This is a genomic window from Hymenobacter telluris (genome assembly GCF_017313265.1).
GTDB classification, from domain to species: domain Bacteria; phylum Bacteroidota; class Bacteroidia; order Cytophagales; family Hymenobacteraceae; genus Hymenobacter; species Hymenobacter telluris.
Genome location: NZ_JAFLQZ010000012.1, coordinates 1 through 17599 on the forward strand (window position 1 = coordinate 1; position 17599 = coordinate 17599).

Here is a 17599-nt window from a genome sequence, read left to right on the forward strand (position 1 = left end):
ATGCGGGTAGCGGCCCATCAGCACCACGTCCTGCACGCTGAGCGGAAAAGCCAGGTGAATTTCCTGCGACATTACCGGCCGCTGCCGGGCTAGCTGGGTACTATCAAAACCCGACAGCGGCCGGCCATCCAGCAACACCTGGCCGGTGCTGGGCGGATACAGGCCCGCCAGCAGACGCAGCAACGTGGTTTTGCCGGCTCCGTTGGGGCCCAGCAGCACGGTTACCTCACCGGGCCGGCATTCCAGCGTGGCGTGGTGGAGCAGGGTTTTGCCCTCGATGGTGTAGGAAGCCTGGTTGACTTGCAGCATACTTGCTAAGCGTAAAAACCACCGCGGGAAGAAAGCTGCCGGTATTTCGACAGCAGCCACAGAAACACCGGCGCGCCCACAAAAGCCGTGAGCACGCCAATCGGCAGCTCAGCCGGGGCAATGATGGTGCGGGCCACGGTATCGGAAACCACCAGCAGCATAGCGCCCAGCAGCGCCGAGCCCAGCACAAGCAGGCGGTTGTCGGAGAAGCCGGCCAGCCGCAGCAGGTGCGGCACCACCAGCCCCACAAACCCGATAACGCCTACCGTAGCGGTGGCCACGGCCACCAGCAACGTATTGAGCAGCAGCACCTGTGTTTGCAGGCACCGCACGTTGATGCCCAGGTACTGCGCCTCCGTCTCGCCTAGCTGCAACGCATTCAACGACTTGGCAAAGCGCAACGACACCCAGCCACCCAACACCGTAACCAGCCCAACCAAATAAAACGAAGGCCAATCGGCGCTGGAAAAGCTACCCAGGTTCCAGAACGTAATGGAGCGGGCCTGCGGGTCGCGGGCAATGTAGGACAGGAACCCCGTGCCGCCGGCCGCCAGCGCATTCACGGCAATACCAGCCAGCAGCATGGAAGCCACCGTCACCCGCCCCTGTATCCTCGACAGCCGGTACACCAGCGCCGTAGCCGCCAACGCCCCCGCAAAAGCCGCGGCCGGCAGCACCAGCGCCCCCAGCACGGGCACGTTCGCCCAACTCAGCGAGTTGCCCAGCACGAAGATGACGGCCGCGCCCAGCGCCGCCCCGGCCGACGTCCCAATCAAACCCGGCTCCACAATGGGGTTGCGAAACAAGGCCTGCATCAACGTGCCCGACATCGACAGGGCCGCGCCCACGCAGGCACACAGCAGCACCCGTGGCAGCCGGATTTCAAAGAACACGCCCCGGTGCAGCGTCGCTAGCGGGTCGGGAGAGGGTGCCGCCAGCCCAAGCGCCTCACCCAGAAAGCCACCCAGCTCCGGATACGTCAGCGCCATGGCTCCCAGCCGCGCCGACAGCACCAGCACGACCAGCAAGCTCACCGTCAACCCACTGAAATACAGGCGCACACGCCCAGCAGACAGGTTCACTACCGCGCGGGCTGTTGGTGGATGAGTTTTTGCAGCATTAGCACGTTCTGGCCGGTGCGGGGGCCCAGGTACACCATGTCGTGCTCCTCTACGCGGTAAATGCGGTTGTTTTTGGCGGCCGGCGTAAGGGCTACGCCGGGCAGCTGCTTGAACTTCTCTAATCCGCCCTGCCGGTCGTAGCCGAAGTCGGTGGCCAGAATCACGTCGGGTTGGGCTTCGGCAATCAGCTCAGGGCTGATGGGCTTCATACCTTCGGCAGCGTTAAGCGAGTTGACGCCGCCGGCCCAGGCTACCATCTGCGTACCAATGCTTTGCTGGCCCATCGCCAGATAGATGTTCTTTTGCAGGCCGTAGTGAATGATGACCACCTTCGGATGGTCGGGGTACTGCTTGGCGTTGGCAGCGGCTTGCGCCATGTCGGCGGTGAGCTGCTGGGCCAGCTTGTCGGCCAGGGGGCGCTGCTTGAACTCGTCGCCGAGTTGCTGGAGCAGCTGGCAGGTTTCCGGAATCGTCTTGGACGGGGTAAACTCCTTGATGGGGATGCCCACTTTCTGCACCTGGGTAATAACGGCCGCCGGGGCCACGTTGCCATCGGAATACACCACGGTGGGTTTCAGGGAAATGATGCCCTCGGCGTTGAGCAGGCGGTGGTAGCCCACGGTCGGCAGCTTTTTGGCCGCCGCCGGGTAGGTGCTCGACAAGTCCACCCCCACCAGCCGGTTTTCCGCGCCCAGCGCGAAAATCATTTCGGTTAGCTGCTTGGAAACCGACACAATGCGCTCCGGCTGGGGCGTAGTGCTGGCGGTTTCTTCGTTCCGGAACCGGTTGCAAGCCACGGAAGCCAGCAGCAAAGTCGCGTAGAATATTTTTTTCATGTAGAGAGGCTAAATTTTGAAAGCAAAACCAACTGAACGTCATGCTGAGCTTGCCGAAGCATCTCTACTGCCAAACTAACCTCTGATAGGAGGACGAAGCGGTAGAGATGCTTCGGCAAGCTCAGCATGACGGCCCTGTGGCCAGTGCCAGTTTAGAATGTATAGCTCAGGTTAGCGCCAGCGTACCAGTTGCGCGGCATGCCGGGGTTGTAGAACGTGGGCCGACCTACCGGCGTGGCTTGGTTGAGGGCTACTGAGGCCACGTAGCGTTTGTCGCCGATGTTGTCGAGGCCGCCGAAAACGTCGTAGCTCAGGTGCCCGGCCAGCTTGTTGCGAATCCCGAGGCGGCTGTTGAATAGCCAGTAGGCGGGCGCGAAACGGGCGTTGTTGTCGCTCATCGGGGTTTTGTCGGTGTAGTAGGAAGTCAGGTTCAGGTACACACCGGGCTGCGTTTCCACATCGAGGCCGCCGGTAAACAGGTTCTTGAACGAGCCCGTTACCTGCTTGCCGCTATAATTGTTGACGCCCAATTCGTAGGATTTGAACTCGGCATCGGTGTAAGTGTAGCTCACGAAGGGCCGCACTTGCGTCAGCACGCCGGGCTTGGTTACGTCAACCAAATTGCCCGACAGCGCCACTTCCACGCCCTTGTATTCCGACTCGCCGGAGTTGACGAAGTAGGTTACCCGGTCGGCGTTGGTTTGGGAGACAAGCCCATTTTTCACCTGCATCCGGAACAGCGTCACGTCGTAGTTGAGGCGGTTGCCCAGGATGGTGCCGCGCGAGCCTAGTTCCAGGTTGTGGTTGGTTTCCGGCTTCAAATCCGGATTAATCGGACCCGTTGAAAGTGAAATCTGGCTGCTGATGGGCGGTGAGAAACCGGTGCTGTACTGGGCAAACACCGAAAACTGGTCGTTGAACGAGTGCAGCACGGCCACGCGGGGCGTGTACGCCGGCTTGAACTGCCGGTAGCCCGTGAGGCTCCGCGCCGGCAACGTCTTCGGAATCAAATCCTGAATGTCGTACGACACCACATTGTAGCTCACCCCGGCCGTGACGGTGGTGTGCTCGGTCACGGACGCCTCGGCCTGGGCAAACACGTTGGTTTGCGTGGCCCGTACTTCCTGGTCGGAGGTGATGGCGCCCGACACGCCGGTGGCGGAAATGGCGTAGCGCTTGTTGTTGTCCTGGTTGGCCATGTACTCAGTGCCCAGCACGAAACGAGTGCGCAATTTACCTAGCTCCGGCGCATACGTGAACACGCTGCGCACGCCGCGCTTGCCGCGCTGAGTGTGCGCGAAGTTCGGCTCCACCGGGCTCAGCGAGTAGGTGTTCGAGGTGAACAGGGTGGTGGTATTGGCGAAGTTGGACGTGAAACGGTACGTGTGGGTCAGCCCCAGGCGGGTGATTTCGGCGTCCACGCCTATGTCTTTCTGCACGTAGGCCGGGGCCGTTTTGGTGTAGCTGCTGAAAAAGTCGGTGCTGTCCAGCTCGCCGGCGTAGTTGTCGTGCTGATTGGTGTAAGTACCGAGCACGCTCACCGTCTGCTTGTCGCTCACGTAGAAGTCGCCGGCCACGGTTACGTAGTCTTTGCGGCTGTTGGAGTGCGCCTCGCGGAAGCCGCGGGTTTCCTGGTGGCCATAATTGACCAGCAGGTTCACTTTGTCGGTACCTACGCCAATGCCGGTGTTGGTCCGGAACAGGCCGTATTTGCCCACCGTCGTACCCAGGTGGATGCTGGTGCCGGGCGCAGCTTTGCGAGTCTGGAACGATACCACCCCACCCAGCGTCGTGCCGTAAATGGTGGAAGCCGGGCCTTTAATCACCTCAATCCGGCCAAGAGTGGTGAAATCCAGATCATCGAGCGAGGTAGTGCCATCGGCCTCCGAAAGCGGAATGCCGTTCTGATAAAGCTTGATGCCGCGGATGCTGAAGCGCCCGTAGGTGCTGCCAATCCCGCGTATTACGAGGTTGGACTGCGAAGCGGCACTGCGCACGTTCATGCGCACGCCGGGCACCTGGTTGAGCGTGTTTTGCAGGAAAATAGTGTTGTTACGCTGCAAGTCCTTTTCGGTCACAATGGTAAGAGCAGCCGGCGTTTCAAGCAGCTTGCGCTCGGTGCCCGTGCCGTAGCCAATCACCTGCACTTCGCGCAGACCCGTATTGGAAGCAGCCAGGCTGATAAGCAGCGGAACGCTAGCATCTTTCACCGCAATTTCCTGCGTGATGTACCCCAACGACTGCACCCGTACGGTCCGAAATTCCTCGCTGGCGGTCAGCGAAAAGCGACCTTGGGCATCGGTAGCAACGGCAGTAACCTGGCCGGCTGCTACTACGGCGGCACCCACCACCGGCTGCCGGGTTTGCTGATCGAGCACAGTACCGGTGGCGGTGTATTGCGCCCAGGCAGGCGCATTGATGAGCATCACTGCCAACAGCAGTAATGTGGTAAAAATAGTTTTCATATGAAAAAAGGAAGACCGAAACGGTCGGAATAGTAAGCCCAGCTTCCAGTGAGAGAAGCGGCAAAACAGCAAATCAGATATTTCCAGATACAGCAGGGCAGCCAGCCAGTACGGCGGCAACTACCCTCGTGAAATAGCCTGGCACCGGGGCGGCGGAAAATGCACCGGCGCGTCAGTTACAGGCAGCGGCGCGCTGTACTCCGGATAGGCCAGCTGACTTTTCACGTCTGCTACTGCTGGTAGTGCGGCGCCGGCTGGAACCAGGTAGGTTAGTTTAAACAAGAAGCTGAACGCCTTCTTCGCCGATTTGCGCGCCCCGGCTGCCGGGTGCGCATACTCCCGAACGTGCTTGGTGAGGCCAGCCAGCAGCTTCTCCTCGTCGTGGTCGTGCCAGCAGAAGTACGTAACCGAGTCGGGGGTGGCCCGTTGCCGCACCACGTCATACAGCTGCCCCCGGTACGAAAACTCGTGTTCTTCCTGCCAGTGTATAAGGGGTGCTGCTTTTTCCGGCTGACGAGCTACCACAATGCGCACCAAGGCTTCGTCGGGCAGGGCCGCGTGGCGCATTCGCTCGGCTTCACGCCGTAGCTGGTGCTGCTGCCACATAGCCACAGGGTACACCCCCACTAGATTATAGAGGAAGACAGCGAGAAGCAGAAAAGCGGCGAGGTGTTTCAAACGGCACAGACAACACCTTAAAATTAGATTAAAATCTTGGGTATGGCGTATTCAGTCTGTTTTTATTGCAAGCCTAGCTTGCAGTAGTTTTCGCAAGTATCTCTACGCTACCCGTATGTGCCTTACGCTGATAAACCAGGCTGCACATAATACCACTTTCAAAAGGCATTCACTTATTTCAACATAGGGTTCAAGCTTCTTGGGCCGTGTAAAAAGTGGCTTACGGTAACTCCGTAAAATCCGAAGCAGGTTGCGGGGCCATGCCGGGGCGGATTACTTCTATCTGGTCGTGGCGCACCACTAAGGCAGCCTTGGCAATGCCCAGGAACAAGCCGTGCTCCACGATGCCGGGAATAACAATGAGTTGGCCGGCCAGTTTCTCCACGTCATTCAACTGCCCGAAATGGCAATCCACTAGCAGGTTACCCTGGTCGGAATGGGCTTGCTTGCTGGGGTCTTGGCGGTTGATGCGCAGGACGGGGTTACCGCCGAGGTCGGCTACGGCATCAAGTACCCAGGGCAGCGCAAACGGCACCACTTCCAGCGGCAGCGGAAACTTGCCAAGCTGCGCCACCGCCTTCGACGAATCCGCTACCACCAGCATGTAGTCGGAAGCCGTGGCTATTATCTTTTCGCGCAGCAACGCCCCTCCCCCACCTTTAATCAGGTTGAGTTGCGGGTCTAGCTCGTCGGCGCCATCTACCGTGAGGTCGAAGCGCAGCCCCCGGCGTGGCTCCACTAGCGGAATGCCCACTTGGCGGGCCAGGTTTTCACTAGCCAGGGAAGTGGCGGTTCCTTGGATGCGCAGCTCACCGGCGCGTACTTTCTCGCCAAGCTGCGTGATGAAGTGAGCGGCAGTGCTGCCAGTGCCCAGCCCGACCAGCATTCCGTCGCGCACCCATTGCACGGCGGCACGGGCGGCGTGTTGCTTTTCCTGGTCGAGGTGTGAGGTATCTTGAGCGGAGGCCATGACTTTCAAAAATAGCGCGAGAAGGTAGGGGCACCAAGCAAATAGCAGCGCTGAAAATGGCGCTATTCCGCTTGGCTCTGCCTGCTTACTAGCGCCCCACCGAATAGGTTTTGCGCTGCACGCCTACTCCCGTTATTTTCACCGACTGCCAATTGGTAGGCAACGTGGTTTTACGCTGCACAATGCCGGCCGGCGTAATATCGAGCCCCCCAAACCCCATCAGTACCGCCTGTAGTACGCCGCCGGCCCCGGTGGCAAAGTATGGATTCGTGCCACCCTTGGTTTCGGCAATGACGCGGAACGGCGGCAGCAGGTTGGGCACGTAGGCATCCTGAAAGAAATGCTGGGCCTTGGCCCCGTCGCCCAAACGGGCATAGAGCAGCGAGAAGATGGCCTGCGTCATGGCGGGGGTGCCTTCGTTGGGCACGCGCGTTTCGTAGTACGTCAGGTCCTTGCGGATTTGGGCGGGACTAGTGACGGTTTTCAGCGGATACGCCAGCAGGTTCACGTCGCCCTGCTTGATCCCCTCGCCGTGGTAGGTGGCGTGCTCTTGGGTGGTGCCGTCGGGCAAATGCAGGATGGGAATGTTTTGGGCGACGTGCAGCCAGTCAGGGTTGGCCCGCAGGCCCAGGAGCTTGGCAGCGTCGGTGGCGGCTTGCAGGTTGGCTTGGGCGGCGGCGTTGGTGAAGGCGTCGTTGTCTACGTTTTCGGCCCACTCGTCGGCAGCTACCACGTTCTTGATGTCGTAGCGGCCGGGGCCGTTGCGCTCCACCCGGCTGGCCCAGAAGTCGGCGGTGGCCGAAAGAATCGGCCAGCCTTTCTCACGCAGCCATTCCTTGTCCTGGGTTACGCAGTAGTACTGCCACGCAGCCAGGGCCACGCAAGCGGAAATATGATGCTCGAACGGTCCGCTGAGCGCCCACACTGGCGTTTCCTCCACGCCGGTATCGGCGCTTTCCCAGGGGTACATGGCGCCTTGGTACCCGTGGGCAAAGGCGTTGCGCCGGGCCATATCGAGGCGCCGAAACCGGTATTCCACCATCGACTTCGCAATATCGGGGTGCAGCACCAGCAAGGCCGGGAACATCCACAGGTCGGAATCCCAGAACACGTGCCCGTTGTAGCCCAAGCCGGAAAGCCCCATCGGGGAAGGCGAATACTCGGTGCCGGCTCGCGAGAAGCTGTAGAGGTGGTAGAGCATGCTGTGCACGTCCTGCTGGGCCTGCGCGTCGCCGGTTATCTGGATGTCGCTGCGCCACAAGTCCTGCCAGGCCTTGGCGTGAAAATCAAGCAGCCGTTGCCGCCCTTCCAGGCGGGCGAAGATGGTCAGGCGCTCAGCTTCGTTGAGCGGGTCGGGGTGGTGGGCGGAGGTGATGGATGAGCCTGCCACGGCGTAGGCGTACTTCTGCCCGGCTTTCAAGCTCCGGCTGAACTTGATGAGGTGCATGTTGTTGTCCCACATTTCGTGGATGATGCGCGGCTCCTGCCCGTGCGGCTCCTCGAACAGAAAGCTGTTGCTGGCACAGAGCAGCAGCTTGCCGGTAGGGCTCTTAGCCGACGACGTAAGCAGGCTCAACGTGGTGTGCGGCCGGTCAATTTCGTTGTAGTAGTTCTGCACATCACGCAAGGCATCCGGCACTTCCATCACGCTGGCGGCCGTGAGGGCCACGTCCTTTTTGGCGGTAATGGACACGTCGAGCAGCACCGTGAACGGCAAATGGCGCAGGGCGTAGTAGGTGTAGCTGATGCTGGCCTTGTCCTGATAATCAAAAGTAGTAGTGAGCGAGGCGCGCTGCATGTCCAGCTGCTGCCGGAAGTTGGTGGCATCTTGCGCGTTGAGGCGGTGGCCGTCCACTTCCAGGTACATATTCAGCAGGTTGAAGCTGTTGAGGAAGTTGCTGACCCGCCCCCGGCCGTACTGGTCGTAGGCGCCGGCCAGCACCACGTTCTTCACCTGAAACGGCACCGGCGCCGACACAATGCCCAGCATACCGTTGGCCACCGTCACGCCATAGTAGTTACTGGGGTCGATTTTGTCGGCGGTGATGCGCCACGGGTCGGGCGTTTGGGCAGTTAAGGGTTGGAAACCAGCCAGCAGCCAAACCAACAGAAGTGGCAGGCCGCACCGAAAGGAAGCAAGCATACGTGCGCGGAAGAGAAAAAATGACGGGCAGACGCCCAACGTGTTGTGTATCAACTAGCAGCCACTTAGCCAACGGATGCAGCCGCGGCTTCCCAGGCGGTTTCCCATTCCTCATTAGGAGTGGCCTGAATGGCTAGAATGCGGGCTTCGAAAGCCTCATTGGGCACGAAGGAACGATTTTTCACCCGCGTTTTATAGGCGTACACCGTATGGATAGAATAGCCTAGTACCCGGCTAATCTGCTCACTGTCGGTAATGCCCAGCCGAATCAGCGCAAATATGCGCAACTCAGTGGTAAGCACCTGGTCTTCAGCCAGAACAATTCTATCAGCTTCTGCAAACAACGCATTGAAGTCCGCCACAAAGTTGGGAAATAGCCGCACGAACACCGTATCGAAACCCTTGAATAGGTTGGTGCGCTCCACCTTGATGTCGATATCCTCCACTAAGCGTTGCGCCGTAGCTGCCTGTTTGGTTTTCAGCAGCGTACTGAGCTTGCGCTGCAAGTCTTCCAGCTGGTTTACGTAGCGCGAAGAGTTGCTGAAATAATAGCCAATGTACTCTTCCTTGATATGATTAGCTTCATTCAAGCCTCGGTTTAGTTCCTGAAGCTTGCCATTCAGCTGTTGTTGCGTGTGGTTGGCTTCTTGCAGCTTATTATTATTAACGTGCAGCTCTTGGTTGGTGGCGGCCAACAGCCGTCCGGCTTTGCGCAAGCGCCGCAGTTGCAGGTAAATTACCAGCGCCAAGCCCAGCACCAGCGCGGCCAGCAAGCCAATGGCCCAGGCCGAGGTGCGGGCCTGCTGCCGCTGGCTTTCCACCAAGCTTATCTTCTGCCCATCGATGAGGGCCGCAATTGACGACATCTGCAGCTGCCGCTGGCGGGCACGGTAGAACACCGCCATTTCCTTGGCCGCGTTGATGTAGGTGTACGCCCGCTGCAACTCGCCTTTTTGGTAGCAGTACGTGGAAACGCTGAAAAGCGCAATGCCCTCCTTGGTAGCCGAGCGAATATCGTTAATAGCCGCTAACGTCATCAGTTCCAGCGCCTTTTCGTGTTGCCCGTCCCGCTCAAAAATCAGGGCCAGCGAGCTAGCCGACATAGCCACTTGGTGCGGGGTCAGCGACAGGCCCTGCATTTGGTTGTAGGCGGCAATACCGGCGCGCAGGTCGTTTTTCTGGCGGGCCTGGAATATGCGTTGGTTGAGGTAGATGTACGACCCAACCGGCTCGTGCCGGGCCACCGTGTCGGCGTAGGCGTAGGCTTTAGCCTTATAGAACGGCTGGAAGTAGCCATCCTGGTCGTATTCAGCTAGTTCCACAGACACGATACTATAAACCTCATAGTACTCGGCTTGGTATTGAGGCTCAAGCTGCCGGACATTGATGACTTCCAGCGTATCAAAGGCGTCTTTGAACAGACCGGCTGAGCGGAGGGTGTGCGCTAGCTTGGTGCGGGCTGTTTGTAGTTTAGCGGGGTCACGCAATTGCCGGGCCAGCTTGTTGAGTTTCAGGCTATAAACAAAAGCCGAGTCGTACTTAAACACCTGATATTCATCGCAAATCAGCAGCACCGCACTGAAGCTGGCAGCCTTGTCCTGCTGGTTGGCACGAAGGGCAGCTTTCAACCTGGTGAGGCGGTCGAGTCGTTGCTGGTCGTAGAGGTGCTGCTGCGTAAGCGTGCGGTCGAGCACTTGCAGCAGGCTATCCGTCCGCCCGCCCCAGGCCAGGGTTGGCAGCACCCACAGCAGCAGGCTGTAAACCCCGGAAAACCAGAATACTCTTGGAATAGGCAGCGACAACACGAAACCAGATTAGTGAGTAGGCGATTACTAACTATTAACTAATGCACAAGTTATCAATTTACCCTTGCTAAGCTCAACTTGAATCGGCACGTACCATAGTTTGCTATAAGCTCATGTGTAGCAGCGCCACTCATCTTCTTCAGCACGAAAAACACGGAAGCACAAGGCACTTTACTTTTCAACTATTTTTTAGCACTTGCCTTGAGTTGAGCACGGTTCGTTATCTGAATTATACCAGGCTACCAAAATTGCACTGAAACCCTAACTAACCGGGCTTATACTAAGAGAACTTACCGCTTAAAAAGCAACTATCCGCTTAATAATGACCTGATATTTTACCAGCTCTTTTAAAATGTAAATTTTTGTTTATCAATTGATTACGTGCAATACATATTAATATTCTTTCTGATACTGGCAATGTTGGTTTCCATAAGAACCGGTAAGCTAATTCATTTGCTGCATCAGATTCGCAAACGTTTGCGATATTAAAGTCTGTTACGACTAGTTAGGAGCTTTCGTTGGCAAGTGGCTCCAAGCTAAGGCAAAGGCGAAGTACCGCTGTACTTCGCCTTTGCCTTAGCTTGGAGTGAGTGCCCGACGTGAACTGCTATTATCTGTGGTAGCCCCGCTTTTTCTTTTATGAAAAACCTGCATCACCTGCTATCTATTTTGTTGCTGCTAGTGTTGGCCGCCTGCCAGCAGGGCACCAAAACGGAAACTGCTGCCACGGCAGCCGGAGCTGGCGCAGATACTATAGCCGTTAGCAAAAAGCCCGGCTGGTGGAAAGAAACGGTGGTGTATCAGCTGTATCCGCGCAGTTTTCAGGACAGTAACGGCGACGGAGTAGGCGACCTGAAAGGCATCATTTCCCGCCTCGACTATCTTGAAAGCATTGGTGTGGGTACGGTTTGGCTGAACCCGATTTATGCTTCGCCCAACGACGACAACGGCTACGATATAGCTGACTATCGGCGGATTATGCCGGAGTTTGGCACCATGCAGGACTTCGATGCCTTGCTAAAGGGCCTGCACCAACGCGGCATCAAACTGGTGATGGACTTGGTGGTTAATCACAGCAGTGATGAGCACGAGTGGTTCAAGCAGGCGCGCAGCTCCCGCACCAGCCCCTACCGCGACTATTACTACTGGTGGCCCGCCGAAAAAGGCACGCCCCCAGCTCGTTACAGCACCTTCGATGTGAAGCGCAACGCCTGGCAGTACGACTCGCTCACGAAAGCCTACTATCTGCACATCTTTTCGCGCAAGCAGCCCGACCTGAACTGGAACAACCCCAAGCTCCGCCAGGAAGTGCACAACATCATGCGGTTTTGGCTGGACAAGGGTATCGACGGTTTTCGGATGGATGCCTTCCAGTTTGTGGCCAAAGACCCCGCGTTTCCGCCCATGCCGGGCCTCAATGAGCAGAACTTCGCCAATGCCTACAACCACGGCCCGCACCTGCACGACTACCTCCAGGAAATCAACCGCGAGGTGCTCAGCAAGTACAACGTGATGAGCGTGGCTGAGGGCGCCGGCCGCAACGTTACGGAGGCCATGCTGTTCGTGGACCCCACCCGCAAGGAACTGGACATGACCTACCACTTCGAGGGCACGGGCGTGGGCAGCAATACCGATACCTACCAGCTCACCGAACTGAAGCGCGTATTCACGAAATGGGACAGCGCGTTTGCCCAAAAAGGCTGGCAGGCTATTGACTTAGGTAACCACGACCAGCCGCGCATGGTCAGCAAATTCGGCGACGACCGGCCGGCGTTCCGCACGCACTCAGCGCAGCTGCTCAACACGTTTCTGCTGACTATGCGCGGCACGCCTTACTGCTACAATGGCGACGAGCTGGGCATGACCAACATCCGGTTCAGCAACATGGCCGACTACCGCGACGTGGCTGCCCTGAACGGCTACGCGCTGGTCCGCAGCCAGGGCGGCAACCAGGCGGCGTACATCAAGCAGCTCCAGCGCTTCTCCCGTGACAACAGCCGCACACCGTTCCAATGGAATGCCACCGCCAATGCCGGCTTTACCACCGGCACCCCCTGGCTGAAAGTCAACCCTAACTACCTGACTGTTAATCAGGCTATTGAAGATAAAGATTCCACTTCGGTACTGAACCACTTCCGCCGGGCCATCCAGCTGCGGGGGAAGCATAAGGTGCTGGTGTACGGCCAATACCGCCTGCTCGACCCTACCAACCCGCACATCTACGCTTACACCCGCACCCAAGGCAACGACAAGGTGCTGGTGGCCCTCAACTTCTCATCCGAGAAGCGCATCTGGCCTCTACCAACGGGCCTGGTGCCCGCCAGTTCGGCTTGGCTCAACAACTACCCTACCACTCCTAGCGGCTCGTCTTTTGAGTTGCAGCCCTGGCAGGCGGTGGTCATGCCGCTGCTGTAAGTACAGCCACCCCACATCAACACCCTGGTTTTTCATTCTCACTCAGCCTGCTTTACTGCTTACCTCGAAATCGTTTGCGTGAAGTCAATACAGCTACTGAGCCCTTTCAAAATTCCCATCTTTTCATTCTCCTTGTATGAGCTACAAACAGTACACTACAACTGAGTACTCGTCGGTAAGGGTTGCTGCTGACAGGCCGCATTGGCTGCGAGTAGCACTGGCTCCTATTGTCGTGATGAGCATGCTCCCTTCTTTGAGCCAGGCGCAAACCACTCGGCCTGTATCAGGCAAGGTGGTTGATGCCCAGTCTAATGGCTTGCCGGGCGTGACGGTAGTCGTGACGGGCACTACCGTGGGAGCTAGTACCGGCGGCGACGGTAGTTTCGAGCTGCAAGTACCGGCCACGGCCACTACCCTCACGGTTTCTTACGTAGGCTATGCCTCGCAACAGATCAACATCACCGGCAAATCGTCGGTGCAGGTGACGCTGAAAGAGGATGCGCAGTCGCTGAGTGAGGTAGTAGTAGTGGGCTACGGCACGGCCCGCAAGCAAGACGTAACTGGCGCAGTATCAGTTATTGGCGAGCGAGACTTCAACAAAGGCACCTTCACCTCGCCCGACCAGCTGCTACAAGGCCGCGTATCGGGGGTGCAGGTGGGCAACAACAGCGGCCAGCCCGGCGGACCGACTACTATTCGCATCCGGGGCAACTCGGCCGTAACAGGCTCAGGGCAGCCCCTTTATGTGGTAGATGGCGTACCGCTCGATGGCCGCACGGCTCGGCCCGGCCTGGCTGCCTCAGCCGACGTGGGAGCGGGTGCCGACAGTAACCCGCTCAACTTCCTCAACCCTGATGATATTGAGACCTTTACGGTGCTGAAAGATGCCTCGGCCACTGCTATTTACGGCTCTCGTGCTGCCTACGGGGTAGTGCTCATTACCACCAAAAAAGGCAATTCCGGAGCCCCCGTACTGAGCGTAGGTGTATCGGGTGGCTTCTCGAAGCTGCTGCGCCGCCCCGAGTTTCTTAATGCCAGCCAGTACCGGGAAGCCATTGGCTACTACGGCGCGCCGGCCAGCAACGACAAAGGCGGCGACGTAGACGCGCTAGACGAAATTCTGCGCACCGGCTACCTCCAGAACTACAACGTAGCCATGAGCGGCGGCGGCGAAACCGGCCGCTACCGTCTCTCGCTCGGCTACCTCGACCAGGATGGCATCGTGAACAAGACTGGCTTCAAGAAGTACAGCGCCAACCTGTCTACCAACCTGCAATTCCTGGAAAGCAAAAAGCTGGGCGTTGATGTGAATATTGCCACCAGCCAGTTCCGCGAACAGCTGGCCAATATCACCACCGACGCTGGTTTCCGGGGCAGCCTCATTGGGCAGGCTCTGCAATGGAACCCCACGCAGCCCCTGCGCAACCCCGACGGCTCGCTCTTCATCCAGTCCGGCGACGTGGTGAACCCCCTGGCGGCCCAGGAACTGTACGACGACAACTCGCGGGTGAACACCGTGCTGGCTAGCATTACGCCTTCCTATAAGTTCACCGATTGGCTTCAGTACCGCATGTTGCTCGGTATAAACTACAACTCCGGCGAGCGGCGCACATCCATCAATCAGCGCCTGATCAACTACCCCGGCATTGAAAACCAAGGCTTTGCGAGCATCAGCAACAACGAGCTGACCACGCAGCAGATAGCACATACGCTCAATTTCAACAAGGCTGTTGCTTCCGACTTGAACCTGAATGCCGTGTTGGGCTACGAGTACACGAAGTTCATCAACCTGGGCTCCAGCATAAGCGCCTACGGCAACCCGGCCACGGGCGGCTTCGGCAATTTTGGCCTCGATTACACCAACTATATCCAGACGTCGGCCACCGGGTCGCGTACTATCTCGTCGTTCAAAGACCCATCGTCAGAGCTGCAATCCTTCTTTGGCCGGGCCATTCTGAATTATAAGGACCGCTACGTGCTGACCGGCACCCTGCGCCGCGACGAAAGCAGCAAGTTCGGCGCCAACGAGCGAGTGGGCTATTTCCCCTCGTTTGCCTTCGCCTGGGACCTGAGCCAGGAATCTTTCTTCCCGGCTGAAAAGCTCACTCAACTCAAGCTGCGGACCGGTTACGGCCTCACCGGCAACCAGGAGTTTCCGGCGGGTGCCGCCCAGGACCGCTTCGAGATTCGCGACAACGGAGCCCAGATTCCGCTTAACAGCCGCAACGAAAACCTGAAATGGCAGGCCGACCGCCAGTTCAACGTGGGTATCGACATCGGCGCCTTCGAGAACCGCCTCACGTTCACGGTCGACTACTTCAACAAAACCACCAGCGACATTCTGTTCCCGACCGTACCGGGGCAGCCCGCTCCGCAAGTGCAGGCCATTTTCTGGGACAACCTCGATGGCAAAATCGTGAACAAAGGGGTGGAAATGGCTTTGGGTACCACGCTGGTGCGCAACGATAAAGTGGAAATTGGTTTCAATGCCAACGCCACTTTTATCCGCAACGAAGTGAAAGACCTGGTGGGGGCTGATATCATTACGGGCGCCATCAACGGGCAGGGCCTGTCGGGGTCTACCTCACAGCTTATCCGGAGCGGCTACCCGCTGAATGCCTTCTTCCTGCCGCGTTACAACGGCCTGAATGAGCAGGGCCTGTCGAACCCGGTGGACCTGGCAAACCCGGTGTACGCTGGCAGCCCCAACCCCCGCACGCTGCTGGGCTTGAGCGCCAATGCTCGCTACGGCAAACTGTCATTGATTGCCAACATGACTGGCGTATTCGGTCAGTACATCTACAACAACACGCTTAATGCAGTGGGCAACGTGGGGCAGATTGGTGCTGGCAAAAACATTGCCCTCTCCACCTTCGAGAACCCCATCAAGGAGTCGATTGGCAACCCTGCCGCCGCCACTACGCGCTACCTCGAGAAAGGCAACTACCTGAAAATGTCGAACCTGACGCTGGCTTATGCCTTTGGCGACGTGGGCAGCGTAGTGAAAGGGGCCCGCGTGTACGTCACCGGTCAGAACCTGTTTGTGATTACCAAATACGACGGGTTTGATCCGGAAATCAACACCGTGAAGCGTGGTGCCAACCAGGTGCCTTCGGTTGGCATCGACTACCTGCCTTACCCAAGCGCCCGCACCTTCACGCTCGGTGTCAACTTCAACCTGTAATCTCTAACCTATTCCCACCATGAAATACGCTAAGATTGCCAGTGCCATTACGTTGCTGACGTTGCTGCAAGGTGCCACTAGCTGTGATGTGGATGAAACGCTGCAAGGCCAACTTTCCCTGGATCAAATTCCGCGCGGCGACCCGGCGGCCCTGCTCCAGGGCGTGTACAATGCCCAGCGCGACCCTATTCAAGGCTGCGTGAGTGTGTTTGCGCTCGAAGAAGTATCGACTGACGCGCGCATCATGCCCACCCGCGGGCCAGACTGGGACGACAACGGCAAGTGGCGGGCCCTATTCAACCACACCTGGGACCCCAACAACGAGCGGGTGCGCGACACGTTCAACCAGCTGGAAGGCATCATCTTTGCCTCCACCGACCTGCTGCGCTTCGACCCCACGCCGCAGCAGCAGGCTGAATCCCGGTTTCTGCGGGCCTGGGCCACGTATCTCCTCCTCGACCTCTACGACCAGGTGTTGTATCGGGAGCCGGGTGAGCCGCTGAACGAGCCGGCCAAGGTGCGCAAAGGCACAGAGGCGCTCAACTACATTGTGAGTGAGCTCACCGCCATTCAGAACACCCTCCCCGACGCGCCGGTTAGCAAGGCGACCAAAGACGCCGCCCGGGTGCTGCTGATGAAGTGCTACCTCAACAAGGGCGTGTATGCCAACCGGCAGTCGCCCACCTTCGCGGCAGCCGACATGAACCAGGTAATTGCGCTGGCTGATCAGATTATCAACAGCAACAAGTACTCGTTCACCACCAACTACTTCGACAACTTCGCGCCCAACAACGGCGCCATTGGCCGGGAGAACATCTTCACGCAGGAAAACACGTTCGGCAACAGCGGCCCTACGCGCGACTTCTGGAAGTTTGTATCGCACTACAACATGCGCCCTGTGGATGGCTACAATGGGCCGGCTACCACCACCACGTTCTACGACCTGTTTGAGGCCACCGACAAGCGCCGCGGCGTGGCGTACGACATCAGTGGTGGTCCTGCTAACCCCGGCCGGCGCATCAACGTGGGCTTCCTGGCCGGCCAGCAGTACAACCTCATCACCGATGCTCCGCTCACTACCCGCGGCGGCGCACCATTGTCTTTCACCAGGGATATCAACCTCTCCGAAACCGGTTCTGACCTGGAAGCCAAAGGCATTCGACCCAACAAGTACCCGGTTGACTATGTGAGCGAAGGCAAAGGCGGTAACGGGTGCGAAAATGACCACGTGACCTTCCGGCTGGCCGACGTGCTGCTGATGAAAGCCGAAGCTATTCTGCGGGGCGGCACGGCTACCAGCGCTGGCACGTATGGCGCTACCCCACTGGCCATCGTCAACTCGGTGCGCACTCATCCTTCGCGCAGCGCCAGCGCCCTCACCAGCCTCACGCTGGATATACTGCTCGATGAGCGGGGCCGGGAACTGTACGGCGAGTCGTGGCGGCGGCAGGATATGGTTCGGTTCGGCAAATTCCTGCTGGCTCGCAAAGACAAGCCCCAGAGCGACCCGAAATACCTGATTTATCCGGTACCGAAAAACCAGGTAGATATCAACCGTAATATCACCCAGAACCCTGGCTATTAATTGTAGCTTATTTGAACCACCTCACAGTAGCAGTTGGCCTATGGCTGGCTGCTACTACTGGTACTAGGCAAAAGCGCAACCCTATATA

At 58.3% G+C, this 17599-nt stretch carries 11 protein-coding genes; 3 read left to right on the forward strand and 8 right to left on the reverse strand.

Annotated features, from left to right (window positions below):
• The 8 genes from J0X19_RS16340 to J0X19_RS16375 form a co-directional block, all read right to left on the reverse strand.
• Positions 1-309: ATP-binding cassette domain-containing protein (locus tag J0X19_RS16340; protein WP_206985497.1), on the reverse strand; the 309-nt coding region annotated here is incomplete at its 3' end.
• Positions 310-314: 5 nt separating this feature from the next.
• Positions 315-1391, reverse strand: coding sequence for a FecCD family ABC transporter permease (locus tag J0X19_RS16345; RefSeq protein ID WP_317194783.1), 1077 nt, complete (start codon positions 1389-1391; stop codon positions 315-317).
• Positions 1391-2266 (reverse strand): heme/hemin ABC transporter substrate-binding protein, encoded by an 876-nt coding sequence (locus J0X19_RS16350; protein WP_206985498.1) that lies wholly within the window; start codon positions 2264-2266, stop codon positions 1391-1393. The genes J0X19_RS16345 and J0X19_RS16350 overlap by 1 nt, the downstream gene beginning before the upstream one ends.
• A gap of 152 nt (positions 2267-2418) precedes the next feature.
• Positions 2419-4731: a TonB-dependent receptor gene (locus J0X19_RS16355; RefSeq protein ID WP_206985499.1), complete on the reverse strand. Its 2313-nt coding sequence runs from the start codon at positions 4729-4731 to the stop codon at positions 2419-2421.
• 120 nt (positions 4732-4851) lie between these two features.
• Complete coding sequence (locus tag J0X19_RS16360) at positions 4852-5409, reverse strand: hypothetical protein (protein ID WP_206985500.1); 558 nt, start codon at positions 5407-5409, stop codon at positions 4852-4854.
• 220 nt (positions 5410-5629) lie between these two features.
• Positions 5630-6379: a ribose-5-phosphate isomerase RpiA gene (gene rpiA, locus J0X19_RS16365; RefSeq protein WP_206985501.1), complete on the reverse strand. Its 750-nt coding sequence runs from the start codon at positions 6377-6379 to the stop codon at positions 5630-5632.
• 88 nt (positions 6380-6467) lie between these two features.
• Positions 6468-8522 carry a glycoside hydrolase family 65 protein gene (locus J0X19_RS16370; protein WP_206985502.1) on the reverse strand — a complete coding sequence of 685 codons (2055 nt, stop codon included), beginning with the start codon at positions 8520-8522 and terminating at the stop codon, positions 6468-6470.
• 65 nt (positions 8523-8587) lie between these two features.
• On the reverse strand, positions 8588-10264 hold the full coding sequence (locus tag J0X19_RS16375; RefSeq protein ID WP_206985503.1) for a DUF6377 domain-containing protein: 1677 nt from the start codon (positions 10262-10264) through the stop codon (positions 8588-8590).
• Between the two features lie 702 nt (positions 10265-10966).
• On the opposite strand from J0X19_RS16375, the gene J0X19_RS16380 reads away from it, so the two are divergent.
• The 3 genes from J0X19_RS16380 to J0X19_RS16390 all read left to right on the forward strand — a co-directional run bounded on the left by J0X19_RS16380 (position 10967) and on the right by J0X19_RS16390 (position 17511).
• Positions 10967-12742 (forward strand): glycoside hydrolase family 13 protein, encoded by a 1776-nt coding sequence (locus J0X19_RS16380; RefSeq protein WP_206985504.1) that lies wholly within the window; start codon positions 10967-10969, stop codon positions 12740-12742.
• Positions 12743-12983: 241 nt separating this feature from the next.
• Positions 12984-15926 (forward strand): SusC/RagA family TonB-linked outer membrane protein, encoded by a 2943-nt coding sequence (locus J0X19_RS16385; protein WP_206985505.1) that lies wholly within the window; start codon positions 12984-12986, stop codon positions 15924-15926.
• Positions 15927-15945: 19 nt separating this feature from the next.
• Positions 15946-17511: a RagB/SusD family nutrient uptake outer membrane protein gene (locus J0X19_RS16390; RefSeq protein WP_206985506.1), complete on the forward strand. Its 1566-nt coding sequence runs from the start codon at positions 15946-15948 to the stop codon at positions 17509-17511.
• Positions 17512-17599 lie beyond the last annotated feature (88 nt).

Excerpts from the sequence above, each read along its gene's own strand:
- J0X19_RS16350 (WP_206985498.1), bottom strand. The coding sequence starts at position 2,266 with ATGAAAAAAATATTCTACGCGACTTTGCTGCTGGCTTCCGTGGCTTGC.
- J0X19_RS16355 (WP_206985499.1), bottom strand. The coding sequence starts at position 4,731 with ATGAAAACTATTTTTACCACATTACTGCTGTTGGCAGTGATGCTCATC.
- rpiA (WP_206985501.1), bottom strand. The coding sequence starts at position 6,379 with ATGGCCTCCGCTCAAGATACCTCACACCTCGACCAGGAAAAGCAACAC.
- J0X19_RS16370 (WP_206985502.1), bottom strand. The coding sequence starts at position 8,522 with ATGCTTGCTTCCTTTCGGTGCGGCCTGCCACTTCTGTTGGTTTGGCTG.
- J0X19_RS16380 (WP_206985504.1), top strand. The coding sequence starts at position 10,967 with ATGAAAAACCTGCATCACCTGCTATCTATTTTGTTGCTGCTAGTGTTG.
- J0X19_RS16385 (WP_206985505.1), top strand. The coding sequence starts at position 12,984 with ATGCTCCCTTCTTTGAGCCAGGCGCAAACCACTCGGCCTGTATCAGGC.
- J0X19_RS16390 (WP_206985506.1), top strand. The coding sequence starts at position 15,946 with ATGAAATACGCTAAGATTGCCAGTGCCATTACGTTGCTGACGTTGCTG.